This window comes from Tellurirhabdus rosea, assembly GCF_026278345.1.
GTDB lineage: Bacteria > Bacteroidota > Bacteroidia > Cytophagales > Spirosomataceae > Tellurirhabdus > Tellurirhabdus rosea.
This window is the reverse complement of sequence record NZ_CP111085.1, coordinates 1,258,102-1,270,811: the sequence shown is the minus strand read 5'-3', so window position 1 is coordinate 1,270,811 and position 12,710 is coordinate 1,258,102. Positions and strand designations below refer to the sequence as shown.

General features: G+C 55.3%; 14 protein-coding genes and 1 pseudogene. 9 read left to right on the top strand and 6 right to left on the bottom strand.

The features are described from left to right. Positions 1-330: 330 nt before the first annotated feature. Positions 331-702 carry a transposase gene (locus ORG26_RS05315; protein ID WP_266367491.1) on the bottom strand — a complete coding sequence of 124 codons (372 nt, stop codon included), beginning with the start codon at positions 700-702 and terminating at the stop codon, positions 331-333. Next, complete coding sequence (locus ORG26_RS05310) at positions 641-1,021, bottom strand: transposase (protein ID WP_266367490.1); 381 nt, start codon at positions 1,019-1,021, stop codon at positions 641-643. The genes ORG26_RS05315 and ORG26_RS05310 overlap by 62 nt, the downstream gene beginning before the upstream one ends. Positions 1,022-1,102: 81 nt before the next feature. On the opposite strand from ORG26_RS05310, the gene ORG26_RS05305 reads away from it, so the two are divergent. The 3 genes and pseudogenes from ORG26_RS05305 to istB all read left to right on the top strand — a co-directional run bounded on the left by ORG26_RS05305 (position 1,103) and on the right by istB (position 3,348). Further along, a complete protein-coding gene (locus ORG26_RS05305; protein WP_323134363.1) occupies positions 1,103-1,672 on the top strand; it encodes a helix-turn-helix domain-containing protein in 570 nt (189 codons plus the stop codon). 336 nt (positions 1,673-2,008) lie between these two features. Further along, a pseudogene (locus ORG26_RS05300) lies at positions 2,009-2,566 on the top strand (Mu transposase domain-containing protein); the annotation flags it as partial. Positions 2,567-2,571: 5 nt separating this feature from the next. After that, entirely contained in the window at positions 2,572-3,348 is a 777-nt protein-coding gene (gene istB / locus ORG26_RS05295; protein WP_266367487.1) for an IS21-like element helper ATPase IstB, read from the top strand. Positions 3,349-3,362: 14 nt separating this feature from the next. Here istB and ORG26_RS05290 read toward each other — a convergent pair whose 3' ends face one another. Further along, positions 3,363-4,178: a transposase gene (locus ORG26_RS05290; protein WP_266367486.1), complete on the bottom strand. Its 816-nt coding sequence runs from the start codon at positions 4,176-4,178 to the stop codon at positions 3,363-3,365. 370 nt (positions 4,179-4,548) lie between these two features. Between ORG26_RS05290 and ORG26_RS05285 the strand changes: the two genes are divergently transcribed. Continuing rightward, a complete protein-coding gene (locus ORG26_RS05285; RefSeq protein WP_266367485.1) occupies positions 4,549-5,151 on the top strand; it encodes a trimeric intracellular cation channel family protein in 603 nt (200 codons plus the stop codon). Positions 5,152-5,218: 67 nt separating this feature from the next. Here ORG26_RS05285 and ORG26_RS05280 read toward each other — a convergent pair whose 3' ends face one another. After that, positions 5,219-6,814, bottom strand: coding sequence for a peptide chain release factor 3 (locus ORG26_RS05280; protein WP_266367484.1), 1,596 nt, complete (start codon positions 6,812-6,814; stop codon positions 5,219-5,221). An 82-nt stretch (positions 6,815-6,896) separates the two neighbouring features. Continuing rightward, positions 6,897-8,525, bottom strand: a complete 1,629-nt coding sequence (locus tag ORG26_RS05275; protein ID WP_266367483.1) for a glycosyltransferase family 87 protein — start codon at positions 8,523-8,525, stop codon at positions 6,897-6,899. A gap of 204 nt (positions 8,526-8,729) precedes the next feature. Here ORG26_RS05275 and ORG26_RS05270 point away from each other — a divergent pair, with 204 nt between their 5' ends. Genes ORG26_RS05270 through ORG26_RS05260 form a run of 3 tightly spaced genes read left to right on the top strand, consistent with a single transcriptional unit; the run spans position 8,730 to position 10,061 of the window. Next, positions 8,730-9,233: a SixA phosphatase family protein gene (locus ORG26_RS05270; RefSeq protein ID WP_266367482.1), complete on the top strand. Its 504-nt coding sequence runs from the start codon at positions 8,730-8,732 to the stop codon at positions 9,231-9,233. Then, positions 9,230-9,445 (top strand): hypothetical protein, encoded by a 216-nt coding sequence (locus tag ORG26_RS05265; protein ID WP_266367481.1) that lies wholly within the window; start codon positions 9,230-9,232, stop codon positions 9,443-9,445. The genes ORG26_RS05270 and ORG26_RS05265 overlap by 4 nt, the downstream gene beginning before the upstream one ends. Positions 9,446-9,467: 22 nt before the next feature. Continuing rightward, positions 9,468-10,061, top strand: a complete 594-nt coding sequence (locus ORG26_RS05260) for a class I SAM-dependent methyltransferase (protein ID WP_266367480.1) — start codon at positions 9,468-9,470, stop codon at positions 10,059-10,061. 208 nt (positions 10,062-10,269) lie between these two features. On the opposite strand, the gene xerD is transcribed toward ORG26_RS05260, so the two are convergent. Beyond that, on the bottom strand, positions 10,270-11,214 hold the full coding sequence (xerD, locus tag ORG26_RS05255; protein ID WP_266367479.1) for a site-specific tyrosine recombinase XerD: 945 nt from the start codon (positions 11,212-11,214) through the stop codon (positions 10,270-10,272). A gap of 39 nt (positions 11,215-11,253) precedes the next feature. On the opposite strand from xerD, the gene aroQ reads away from it, so the two are divergent. Both aroQ and ORG26_RS05245 read left to right on the top strand, forming a co-directional pair. Continuing rightward, on the top strand, positions 11,254-11,676 hold the full coding sequence (gene aroQ, locus ORG26_RS05250; RefSeq protein ID WP_266367478.1) for a type II 3-dehydroquinate dehydratase: 423 nt from the start codon (positions 11,254-11,256) through the stop codon (positions 11,674-11,676). Further along, positions 11,673-12,683: an aminotransferase class V-fold PLP-dependent enzyme gene (locus ORG26_RS05245; RefSeq protein WP_266367477.1), complete on the top strand. Its 1,011-nt coding sequence runs from the start codon at positions 11,673-11,675 to the stop codon at positions 12,681-12,683. The genes aroQ and ORG26_RS05245 overlap by 4 nt, the downstream gene beginning before the upstream one ends. Positions 12,684-12,710 lie beyond the last annotated feature (27 nt).

The following is a 12,710-nucleotide window of genomic DNA, read 5'->3' as shown; positions in this document are numbered from 1 at the left end:
ATCGTACCGCTGAGGTAAACGATGAGCGGACAAACTAAGGGAGCCAGAGGCAGTCCTCCAAGTGGGTACGTCTTATTTTAGGGGTAGGAGTTTCTATTATCGGGTCGCTTCGTCGAATCGTACCGCAACGGCGGACGGTAAAATCCGTCACTTCACCAGTACGTCGGAATGTGGTAGGTACAATAGTCCTGCTTTTCGTTGACCGGCTCATCCAGAGCTAAGTCCAGTAAGGGGCGCCGTCTCACATAACCCTCGTGGCTGTTGCAGAACTCTGCTTGCCAAATCGATTTCCTTTTTTCATAGCTGGCTTTGTACCAGCCCATTCTCACATTAATTGTAGAAAAACCACGAGCCCCCCAGCAATGTGTCTTGGCTAGTCAATGACCATTCCACTCTCAAGGCCATTGCCTGGCTGACAGCAGTGTGGCTAGTAAATCTCATGTACTTCTTCAGGTTGAAGGCAACAGCAGCCATCAGCATCACTTTGTGAGCCCCTGCTTTACCTCGTACGTTTACTTTACGCATTCCATAGTACTCTACTAAGCTGCCTAAAACCGGCTCTACCGTCCGTTGGCGAAGGCGTTTCATGCGCTGACCCCACCGACTTTGCTGGCGCTCTAGGGCTCGTCGGTAGTGCGCATCATAAGCGGTTCGAGTAATTTGGCGGCACTGCCGCGGCGGCGGACCGCCTCTTGGGAACACAGGTGGGCTTGAGGGGGCAGTGTTTACAGTCCTGATAATCGGCTTGATATATTTTCACCAGACCACCATCCGCATTGGTATCAAAGGTTTTGAAGGACAGCGACTTGCCGGCTGGACAGGTGAACGAGTCGGCCTGCTGGTTATAAGGAAACCCCTTAATTTGCGGCTTATATTTGCCAAACACCAGAATCCAGGCCTTGATTTTCCACTGCTCAAGTTCGGCTATCAGCAAAGTCGGCCTGCACATAAGTAATGACTCCTTCGGCCGTATCAACGGCCAGACTACAAAGGTAATTGAGTTTGTGTAAAGTGCCATCATAAGTGTACCAGTCAGTGCCACTAAAAGTGCACAGGTTAACTCACAAACTGTTAACCTGTCCTGCCATTAAGCAGGACACCGATGTACCAGATGGATATGTACCTTACCATTCAGACCCTCCGCAACCGCGGGATGAGTCAACAACAGATTGCCAACCAGCTTGGCATCTCCCGTCGCACCGTTCGTAAGATTTTGGACCGGCTTGCGCAGGGACATCAACAGCCCGCCCGTCAGGTGCGCAGCAAGAAGCTCGACGATTCCTTCCAGGCCGTCAAGGCGCTCTTCGAGCAGGGCCTGACGGCGAAGCTTATCTTCCAGCGACTTACCACCCGGCAGCCACCCATCCAGGTTTCTTACCGCTCGGTAGTACGCTTTGTCAATCAACTGAAGGGAAAAGAAGTCTACGTCTATCAGCACAGCGCACCGGGCAGCGAAGCGCAGGTTGATTTCGGCTATCTGGGCCAATTCGAGCATCAGGGTAAGCAGCGAAAGGTATGGGTGTTCGCCATGCTGCTGGCCCACAGCCGGTACGCCTACTACCGGGCCGTGCTGGACCAAAGCGTCGCTACCTTCATTGAGTGCCACTGGCGGGCCTTCGACGGGGCCGCCCGTGCGGTTCTTTGGTGGGGTTCCCCTGAGCGTAAAGATTGACAACCTGAAGGCGGGGGTCGTGCAGGCGGACTTTTACGATCCTATCATTCAGCAGCAGTACGCTCAGTTTCTGGCCCATTATCAGTGCCAGCCCATCACAGCCCGTGTACGTCGGCCTCAGGACAAAGGCAAAGTGGAGTCAGCCGTCAAGTACGTCAAGATCAACTTCCTCAAAGGGCAGACCGCCACCGGCTTCACCGATTTGCAGCAGCAGTTGAGCCACTGGATGCTGCAGGTCTGTAACCAAAGGGTGCATGGCACCACCCGTCGGGTACCTGCTCACGTAATGGCCCAAACCGAGCAGGGAAGCCTCCAGCCTTTGCCCCTCAGCGCTGGCAGCACTACCAGGTCCAGGAGCGCAAGGTCAACCAGGTGGGCCATGTGCTGTTTCGCTATAACTACTACTCCGTACCAGCCGCTTACACCGGGCAAGTAGTTCGGCTCGAAGCCGATACCAGCCTGCTACGCATTTACGCTGATCAGACGCTGCTAACCGTGCACGAACTGGCCAGTGGACAGGGGCAGTACGTTAGCCGTGATGACCATGCGCCCTCCTACAAGCCCCGCCGGCAACCCTCCTACTACCGCCAGCAGGTAGCGCAGCTAGGTCAGCACGCAGAAGAGCTACTGGCGCAGGTGGAGCAGAACCCTACCCGCAACTGGACGCATGTGGCCAAAGGACTACTGCATCTGGCCAAAGAGTACTCGGCCGAGGTGGTCGATCAGGCTTGCCAGCGGGCCATGCAATATGGCTCATTAAGTTTTGCTTCCATTCGGCAGATCTGCCAGCAGGGCCTTTACCGCACCGATACCACCCTTGCCTTACCGCCCAGCGGGCTGGGTGGCTATCAACATGAACTAAGTCTTTATGATCAATTAACCCGTGTCAACTAACGCCCATGGAACACCTGAAAGATAAACTCAAAAGCCTGCGGTTGCCCTGGATGGCGCAGGCCCTGGCCCTGCGTAACGAGTACGCCCTGGCCAACTCGGTCAGCTATCTGGCGTTTCTGGAGCTACTCATCGAAGATGAAACAGCCCAGCGACAGGCCAACGCCTACCAGAAACGGCTGATGGCCTCCCACATCAACGTCCAGAAAACGCTGGACAACTATGACTTCAGCTATCAGCCGGGTGTGGACAAGAAGTTGATGTACGATCTGGGCACAGGTCGCTTCATTCGTCAGAAGGAAAATGTGCTTCTGCTGGGTAAGCCCGGCGTGGGCAAGACGCATCTGGCGCAGGCCCTGGGCCACCAGGCGTTGAAGCTGGGCTACCGCGTGTTGTTCATTCATGCCAACGAGTTGATCGAACGCTTACAGACGGCACGGGGCGATGGCTCCTATCGGTTGGCGTTACAGAAACTTCTGCAGCCTGAGTTGTTGATTATTGACGAAATTGGTTTCAAGAAGCTACCGGTGGCCGGGCTGGATGACTTCTTCGAGGTAATACGCAGCCGGTATGAGCAAGGCTCAATCATTGTAACGACGAACCGCAACTTTGAGGACTGGGGCGCACTGCTGGGCGACACTGTGATGGCCAGTGCCATCATTGACCGACTGGTGCACCATGCGACTGTGATCCGCATTACGGGTAACAGTTACCGGGTTAAGTCTTTATTGCGCGAGGAGGTTCCGGCGGTAGAGCCTGGGCTGAACGGCCAAACCCATCCTTAAGCCGGGAATTTCTGTCAAACGGCCTGTGTCTTTTTAGTGTCACTGTGCTGTACACTTTTATTGGCACTTAACAGTTTGCGAGCCTTGCCCGGTTTGACCGAAATGCGGGCATCGGGATCGGTAGGGCTATAGTGCGTTTTATTGCTTAATAACTGTGCCTTGTCATTGCTAGCCCCTAAGGCGGTAGGAGTACGCTTCAAGTTTTGCTGGTGCTTGGCTAGTCTTTTAAGCTGATGTTCAGAAGCAGTAATGACCGGTGCCGCTGGACGGGTATTGACTTTAGGTTCAAAGACCACTGGCTCATGCTGGTTTTCACCCGGCTGAAGTAATTGTGGGCCAGGTCTGCCAGGTTGTTTCTCTAACAGTGTTTCCATTGAGGCGTTAGCCTTGACAGGTGCCGAATCGATGGCGACCCGACGACCGGATACCATATTATTGGCTACGCAAAGCTTGAACACCTGATCAAATAGTGCTTCAAAGAGTTTTTCAGGGTAGAGTTTTCGAGTACGACTCAGGGTGGAGTGCCAGGGTAGTGGGTCATCCAGGTTATAGCCCAAAAAATACAGCAAATCCAGTCGCATAGAGCAATGCTCAACCAGCTTTTGATCAGAAGTGATGTTCTCCAGGTGGCTGATAATCATAAATTTAAAGAAAACCACTGGGTCAATAGACTGATGTCCTGTTCGGCCATAGAGCTCTTTAGTGCCCTGATAGAGAAAAGACAAATCTAAAGTTTCCTTCAACCTCCAATAAAAATTGTGCCTTGGAACATGGCTGGAGAGCCGGAAATTGATGATTAGGTTTTCGCTATACTCCTTTCTGCCTTGCATCGTTGAAGATAAAAAATCTCCACCAAATCGGGCTTTTAGGTGTAAATAGAGTTATGCAACAGCCACCAGGGATTTGTGAGACGAGCTTGCTTTGCCTATACAACAATCTGTCAAGCCATTCCAGTAGCATACACTTCATTGAAGACTACAATAATAAACTACTTTACCCAACAGCCGGGTTTTTGTACTTTCTCCTAAAAAATGTCTGCCCGCCGTGCCGCGGTCGAAGTTTCATCTCAGGCACCGAAGCTAAGAAAAATTGAAAGTGGCGGCAACCTGCACCGGGCCGGACCCGCCGCAGCCAACCACCGCCCATTGGTATTTCCCCCGGCCGCCTTAACTTGGCCGCCGGACTGTCATTCACAATCAGTTGGAAGTTTTTTCTTTAATCAACATCGGCGGCACCATTGCCTTTGCCGCTTCGGGCACGCTGGCGGGCCTGCAAAAACGCCTCGACGGATTCGGCCTCATCGTCGTGGCCTTCGCCACGGCCGTCGGCGGGGGCACCATTCGCGACATGCTGATCGGCCGGTTGCCCGTACGCTGGCTTCAGGACTCCTCCGTCATTCTTTTGATTTGTGCCGTCGCCCTGCTGACCATTTTTTTTCGTACCCAAACCGGCCGCCTCGAACGCTCGCTGGTCCTGTTCGACTCGCTCGGCTTGGGCTTTTTCACGCTCCGGGGGCTTCAGGAAGGCGTGGCGGCGGGGTTGAATGTGCCTTCCTGCATCATTCTCGGCACCATAACGGCGTGTTTTGGAGGCGTGCTCCGGGATATTGTGCTCAACGAAATTCCGCTCCTGTTTCGCAGGGAAATATACGCCACGGCCTGCATGGCGGGCGGCGTCGCCTTTTTTCTGCTCCGGCCCCACCTGCCGCCGACCCTGACCGATACGCTGGTGGTGGCGCTGGTGTTCGGTATCCGCATCTGGGCGATCCGAAAAAATATCTCGCTGCCGCAGATTGAGCCGTGAAAGGGGAGGGGTCGTTTGTTAAGAAATTATTCAAAAAAAAGCCCCGGAGCGGCACTCCGGGGTACGGTCAGGCTTCGACCGCGGTCTTGAACTCCGAAGTCGTGTGGAATTTAATGTCGGGGTTGTTCTGAATATTCATCCGCAGAATCCAGTCGGACTCGGCCAGAAAGACCGGATTCTGGTCCTTGTCGTAGGCAATCTGCATGCCTTTCAGCCGAACAAATTCGTCGAGCTTCCTTTTGTCGTCCGAAGTCAGCCAACAGGCTTTGGAAATCGGCATGGGCGTCCAGCGGCATTTGGCGCCGTATTCGCCCTCCAGCCGGTATTGAATTACTTCAAACTGCAGTTCGCCCACCGTTCCGACGATCTTCCGGTTACCAATCGGCAGCGTGAACAACTGCGCCACGCCTTCGTCCGTCAGCTGCTGGATGCCTTTGTCGAGCTGCTTGGCTTTCATCGGGTCGAGGTTGACCAGTTCCTTGAAGATTTCCGGCGAAAAGCTCGGAATGCCCGTGTATTGCAGGTCTTCGCCCTCGGTCAGTGTATCGCCGATTTTGAAGGTGCCGGTATCGTAAAGGCCCACCACGTCGCCGGGGAAGCCTTCTTCCACCAGACTTTTGCTGTCGGCCATGAACGAGAACGGGCTGGCGAAGCGGATGTCCTTGTCCAGCCGCGTGTGGTGGTAAAATTTCCCCCGCTCGAACGTGCCCGAACAGATGCGCAGGAAGGCAATCCGGTCGCGGTGGCGCGGGTCGAGATTCGCGTGGATTTTAAAGACAAACCCGCTGAATTTGGACTCCTCGGGCTTTACCACCCGCTTGTCGGTCGCGCGGGCGATGGGTTCCGGCGAAATGTCGCAGAAGGTGTCAAGCAGTTCCTTCACCCCGAAGTTGTTCACGGCGGAGCCGAAAAACACCGGAGCGACCTTGCCATCGAGGTACGGCTGCCGGTCAAAGGAGTCGTACACGCCTTCGATCAGTTCCACGTCCTCGCGCAGCTGGGCCGCGTCACGTTCGCCGACTTTCTCGTCCAGCACGGGCGTATTGATGTCGATTTCCACCACGTCGTCTTCCACCTTCGTCTTGTTGATGCGGAAGAAGTTCATCGTTTTGTCGTACAGGCTGTACACCCCCTTGAAATCCGACCCCATGTTGACCGGCCAGGTCAGCGGGCGGACGCGGATGTTCAGTTTGGCCTCCAGCTCGTCGAGCAGGTCGAAAGGTGCCTGGCCTTCCCGGTCCATTTTATTGATGAAAATAATAACGGGAGTGTCCCGCATCCGGCAGACTTCCATCAGGCGTTCGGTCTGCTCCTCAACGCCCTTCACGCAGTCGATGACCAGAATGACCGAATCGACGGCCGTCAGCGTGCGGTAGGTATCCTCGGCAAAGTCCTTGTGGCCCGGTGTATCCAGAATGTTGATTTTCATGTTCCGGTACTCGAACGTCATCACCGAGGTCGCCACGGAGATACCCCGCTGCTTCTCGATTTCCATGAAGTCCGAGGTCGCCGTTTTCTTGATCTTGTTCGATTTTACGGCCCCGGCGGTCTGGATGGCGCCCCCAAACAGGAGCAGTTTTTCGGTCAGTGTCGTTTTACCGGCGTCCGGGTGGCTGATAATGGCAAAGGTCCGGCGGCGGCTGATTTCCTGTATGGTACTCATTGATTTTCTGGTATAACAAATAAACCTCACAGGCTTGGTGGACCTGTAAGGTTAAGCAGCAAAGATACGAAAAATTACCGGCTTATCGGCTGATAAACTGTTCAGTCCATTCGGTATGGGGCAGGTCGTCGATGAGGCGGAGCAGTCCGATCTGGTAGCGGCCGGGTGCCAGCGGAGCCGTGTAAAACGAGGTCCGGGTGCCGGGCTGGTACAGACTGCCGTGCTGCAGCATGCGGAGCTTACTCCGTTCGGGCTCTTTTTCGGCTGGGAGCAGGTGAACTTCTGACCCCGACCGGAGCAGCAGATACGTGGGCGTTTCCATCGTATTATGTCTCACGTCAATCACCGTCTTGTGAACGCCCTCATCTATACGTTTGGTGATTTCAAAAATAACCGGACTTTTCACCCGGGAACTGCTGATGGAAACAAGGTCAAAGGCAGAATCTGCTTCTTCCGGAAACCGCAGAATGCCGCGCTCGATGGTATTTCGTAACAGGGCGTTCCAGTAGGGGTCGGACAGGAAAATACTGATCATCGGCGAGTGATGATGCTCCTTAATTTCGGCCGCTTCGGCCAGCAGCCGCTTTTCCCGGTTTTCCAGTTCCGGAATGTAATACAGGTAAGAATTAAACGAGAAAAGCGCCGTGACGGCCGTCGCCAAAACGGTCAGCCATTTATTGCCCGAATTCTCCAGCGCGATCACCAGCAGCGAATAGGCAATGATGAGGCACATGATGGAATAAATCTGGTACCGTTCAATAATCATCAGGTCGCCGTTGCTGCGGGTGACGGCCGCACCCAGGCCCGTCAGGACCAGTACAATCGTCATGCCCAGCAGAACGGGATACACCGCCGGATAATCTTTGTGACGCCGGAAAAGAAACTCCCACCACGCAAGCCCGTAAATGCCGAGCACGGCGATGCCCATAAGCCAGACCAGCAGGGGAGAGGACAGCCCCTTGAGCCACGGAAAGCCGTCCAGATACATGGCGCCCCCCATAAAACCGGCCAGACTCCGCATCAGCCAGATGGGGTCAGGGTTGGCGAGCCAGACCGAAGGGCTTTTATAAAATTGGTAATCAGCCAGATAATACAGCAGCGTCAGCCCGATGCCGGTGGCCAGCCAGACGGCCGCTTCCAGCCGACGGCCATAACAGCCCAGCAGCAGGACCACGGCGGCCCAGGCAAAAAGACCGTTGCTGTTGGAATACATCAGGACGGCTCCCAGCCCCAGCGCCAGCCCCTGCATGCGGCGGGTGGGGTGCATGGCGAGCCAGAAAAAGAGAATGTATCCGGCCAGCGTCACGCTGTGCTGCCAGACCGACAGGCCCCAGAGCAGATTGTTGTAATAAGAAGGCTGGAAAAGCAGCAGCGCAATAGGAGTAAGCGCCCACGGACTTACCTTTGCGCGGTGGAAAAGCCGGAAAAGCAGGTAGAAAAGCGCCAGCACGGAGGCGCTGCCCGTCAACGCCAGGGTTTTGAAATTGACATGGCCTTCGATCATATAATCGAAAAGTGCAACCAGACGGGCCAGAAAAATCCGGTGCTCATTGTGCTGTGTCAGGACATCCGACCAGGCAATGCCCGTGGCCGGATCGGTCATTTTGGTGATGGAAAACAGCAGCAGATAGTCGTCCATGTACGGCACATCGACGGCGAAGCGGTATATGAAAAAGCAAAAAACCGCAGCGGCCACCCAGAGCAGAAACATGACTATCTGAGTCTGTCGGGCTGACTGTTGTGCTGTCGGTGATTCTGTAATCATTCGGGGAGGAACCATCGAAATCGGTGAGGATAAATTTCATGGTCCGGTGACCATTCTATGATAATAACTTGTTTAGTTTAAAACTTGGCAACCGAAAGGCAGTAAGTGATTTAACGGAACCGTACCTGTAGAATAAAATTCAGAAAAAATATGAAAAAAATACTATATCTGGTCCGTCATGCCAAGGCAGAAGACCGGACAGCTTTTCAGCGGGACCACGACCGGGAACTGGTTTCGGAGGGAATCATGGCCGCGGCGCGGGTCGGTCGCCACCTCAGCGAAAAAGGCATTCGCCCGGACCTGCTCATCAGCAGTACCGCCATCCGGGCGCGCGATACCGGGAAAGTAGTGGCCGAACAACTACACCTCGACCCGGAGGCCATTCGCCTCGACGAACACCTGTTCGACGGCGGGCCGAAGGCGTATCTGGCGGCGCTCAACCAACTGGACGAACAGCCGCAGTCGGTGATGCTGTTCGGGCACAACCCGGATATTTCCTATTTTGCGGAGTACCTCACCCATGCCGATGTTGGTTCGATGAGCAAAGGTGCGGTCGCCGCTATTGAATTCGAGAATCTGCAGTGGGCCGAAGTGTCGGGCCGGACGGGACGCCTGCTGTTTTCCGTTTCTCCCAAACAACTGAACGATTTATGAACCGCAACCGCCGTATTTTATTCATTGGTGCCCTTGTTTTTACCCTGATCGTGGTGCTTTTTGCCGTTGACATGGCCCGCCGCACCACCGCCCCGTGGAACCGCCGCCGACAGCTCGAACGGGCCCTGCCGCCCACCATGCAACCCGACGGAACGGCCATCGATACCAGCGTGGTCGATACGGCGGACGTCGAAACTAAACCCCGAAACTAGCCTTTACCGTTTCCACCCATTTATGACCGGATTCGTTTCTTTCTTCAAACGCAAAATTCTGCGCATTGACCGCGACCGCTGGAATTACCAGTACGACAAAGGCCTCTGGAACGGCCTGCGCGCCCTCGACGAACTGGCCCGCTTCAGCGTCATCGTCGGCTATGTGAAATTTCTGAAACCCGGCCAGCCGGAAGTGCTGGAGATCGGCTGCGGGGAGGGATTGCTCCAGCAGCGCCTGCAATCGCCTAACTACGGGCGCTACATCGGGGTAGACATATCAGACAGTGCCATCGCCAGAGCGCAGGCGGACGGCGATGAAAAATGCACCTATCTGGTCGCGGATATGGACGTGTACCAGCCTGCCGGTGCGTTCGATTTTATCATCTTCAACGAATCCATCTATTACAGCCGCCACCCGCTTAGGACCATGCGCCGCCTAGCCGAATACCTGAAGCCGGAAGGACTAATGCTCGTGACCATCAACCACCACAAGCATAGCGACCAGCTCTGGGAGGCGATTCGGCCGGGGTTCGCTCTGGTGGACGAAACCACAACGACCACCTCAAAAGGCATCTGTACCTGCAAGGTGCTCAGCCCGCTTCTGGTCCAGGAGTAAGGTTTTTAATCGCTTTATAATACCGGGTCAATAATTATCAGACAAACTGGCATGCCAATTGTAACTCAGTAAACCGTGGACGATTTAGTCTGTTCGACAACCGAATGATCCCCTGTGGCTGTGGGACGGTGAGAGGTTGAAAGCGCCGCGGGGGTAATTCCGTCGAACCAGTCAAAATGGTTTAAGGGTTAGGGTTAACAATAAGAAGCTACTGAGCCTGCCGTCGCCTGACGGCAGGCTCTTTTATTTTGGCCCGGGGGTGATAATCGATCATCATCTGCTTCAGGTAATCGCGGTCGAGGTGGGTGTAAATCTCCGTGGTCGTGATGGATTCGTGGCCGAGCATCTGCTGAACCGCCCGCAGGTCGGCACCGCCTTCGATGAGGTGGGTCGCGAACGAATGCCGGAACGTGTGCGGCCCGATGGTTTTCCGGATGCCCGCTTCCGCCGCCAGTTTTTTAATCATCTTAAACACGAAAACCCGGCTCAGGGGCTTTCCCCGGTGGTTCAGAAACACCACGTCTTCGCCTTCCTTCGTAATATCCAGCTGGTTTCGGATGTGCTCGGTGTACAGCCGGGTGTAGTGGATGGCTTCCTGCCCGATGGGTACGAGCCGGACCTTACTGCCCTTGCCCAGAATCCGGATAAAGCCAATGTCGAAAAAACAGTTGGTCAGCCGCAGATTCAGCAGTTCGGAGACGCGTAGCCCGGAACTGTACAGCACTTCGAGCATGGCGCGGTCGCGGGTGCCGGCGGGAGTAGAGAGGTCAATGGCCGCCAGCAGATCGTCGATTTCGGGCACCGACAGCGTATCGGGCAGCTTCCGGCCCAGGCGTGGCCCTTCGATCAGGTGCGTGGGGTCGGTTTGGATGAGGTTTTCGTAGAGTAGGTATTTGTAAAAAGCCTTCAGGCCCGACAGCATCCGCGCCTGCGAGTGCACCGACAGGCCAACGTCGGTCAGGTACTTCAGATACGCCATGACGTGCGCCTCCGTTACCTGAAACGGCGTCAGGGCGTGCCCATCCAGTTCCAGAAATTCCCGCAGTTTATCGACATCCCGCAGGTAGGCTTCAATGGAATTATCGGCCAGCGAACGTTCGAGGGTCAGGTAATTTTTAAAGGCATTCCTATAACTTTGCCAAACCGCTATCATGCGTCAATTAATGGTCTTTTCCCGCTACCCGGCGATTTTATGAAACGAATTCTTATCCTGAACGGCCCGAACCTTAACCTCGTCGGCAAACGCGAACCCGAAATCTACGGCAGCGTTTCCATTCTCGACTACATCAAATCCATTGAGTCCCAGTTCAGTGACGTGCAGTTCCACTACTTCCAGTCCAATCACGAAGGCGAACTGATCGACAAGATACACGAATTGGGCTATACCATCGACGGGATCGTCATCAATGCCGGGGCGTACACGCATACGTCCGTGGCCCTGGCCGATGCGCTGTCGGCCGTCAAGGCGCCCGCCGTGGAGGTGCACATTTCAAACATTCATGCCCGCGAGTCGTTCCGTCACCATAGTTACCTGACACCAAAATGCCGCGGAATCGTCGCCGGACTGGGCCTGATGGGCTATGAGCTGGCCGTTCGCTATTTACTCTCGTTATGATTACGTTTTATCCTGGTCCTTCCAAAGTGTATCCGCGCGTGGCGGACTATGCGCACGAAGCCATCCGCAAAGGCGTCGTCAGCCTGAACCACCGGAGTCCGGGCTTCATGGAAATCCTGAAAGAAACCGTCCGGCTGCTGCACGAAAAACTCCAGATTCCGGACGAGTACCATATCGCGTTTGTGTCCTCGGCGACCGAATGCTGGGAAATCATCGCCCAGTCGCTGACCCTGACGAGCAGCCTGCACCCGTATTCGGGGGCGTTCGGGCAGAAGTGGAAGGAGTACGCGCAGCGGATCAAGCCCGCCATTCTGCCCGGTGAGGCGGATGTGCTGTGCCTTGTGCAGAACGAAACGTCCAACGGCACGCAGGTCCGGATGGAGGCGCTGCGGCAGTTCCGGCAGGAGTTCACCGGGCTGGTGGCCGTGGATGCCACCTCGTCGATGGCCGGTATCCGTTTCGACTGGGAACTGGCCGATGTCTGGTTTGCGTCCGTGCAGAAGTGTTTCGGGCTGCCGGCGGGCATGGGCGTGCTGGTCTATTCCCCGGCGGCGGTGCAGCGGGCCGAACTGATTGGCGAGCGCGACCATTACAACAGTCTGCTGTTCATTCACGAAAACGTCCTCAAAAACCAGACGCAGTATACGCCGAACGGACTGGCCATTTACATGCTGATGTGCGTGTTGCAGCAGCTGCCCCGCATCGACACGATTGACGCCATCACCCGGGAGCGGGCGGCCCGCTGGTACCGGTTTTTTGAGCAGAAACAAAGCAGCTGGAAGCTGCTGGTGCCGAAGCCGGAACAGCGGTCGGATACCGTCATTGCGGTCGAAGGGACGCCGGAGGCCGTCAAAGCCATCAAAGCGGCGGCTCTGGCGCAGGGAATTATCCTCGGAAATGGGTACGGAGCCTGGAAGGACACCACCTTCCGGATCGCCAATTTCCCGGCCATCGAGGATGAAGAAATCGCGAAACTGAAAGAATTTCTGCGTTCTCACCGGCATTAGTCCTTACTTTTGCGCCCGGCCGAATGA

Coding starts and splice junctions, on each gene's coding strand:
- ORG26_RS05305 (WP_323134363.1), top strand. CDS start 1,103: ATGTACCAGATGGATATGTACCTTACCATTCAGACCCTCCGCAACCGC.
- ORG26_RS05245 (WP_266367477.1), top strand. CDS start 11,673: ATGATTACGTTTTATCCTGGTCCTTCCAAAGTGTATCCGCGCGTGGCG.
- ORG26_RS05290 (WP_266367486.1), bottom strand. CDS start 4,178: ATGCAAGGCAGAAAGGAGTATAGCGAAAACCTAATCATCAATTTCCGG.
- istB (WP_266367487.1), top strand. CDS start 2,572: ATGGAACACCTGAAAGATAAACTCAAAAGCCTGCGGTTGCCCTGGATG.
- aroQ (WP_266367478.1), top strand. CDS start 11,254: ATGAAACGAATTCTTATCCTGAACGGCCCGAACCTTAACCTCGTCGGC.
- ORG26_RS05260 (WP_266367480.1), top strand. CDS start 9,468: ATGACCGGATTCGTTTCTTTCTTCAAACGCAAAATTCTGCGCATTGAC.
- ORG26_RS05265 (WP_266367481.1), top strand. CDS start 9,230: ATGAACCGCAACCGCCGTATTTTATTCATTGGTGCCCTTGTTTTTACC.
- ORG26_RS05270 (WP_266367482.1), top strand. CDS start 8,730: ATGAAAAAAATACTATATCTGGTCCGTCATGCCAAGGCAGAAGACCGG.
- ORG26_RS05275 (WP_266367483.1), bottom strand. CDS start 8,525: ATGTTTCTGCTCTGGGTGGCCGCTGCGGTTTTTTGCTTTTTCATATAC.
- xerD (WP_266367479.1), bottom strand. CDS start 11,214: ATGATAGCGGTTTGGCAAAGTTATAGGAATGCCTTTAAAAATTACCTG.
- ORG26_RS05280 (WP_266367484.1), bottom strand. CDS start 6,814: ATGAGTACCATACAGGAAATCAGCCGCCGCCGGACCTTTGCCATTATC.
- ORG26_RS05310 (WP_266367490.1), bottom strand. CDS start 1,021: ATGATGGCACTTTACACAAACTCAATTACCTTTGTAGTCTGGCCGTTG.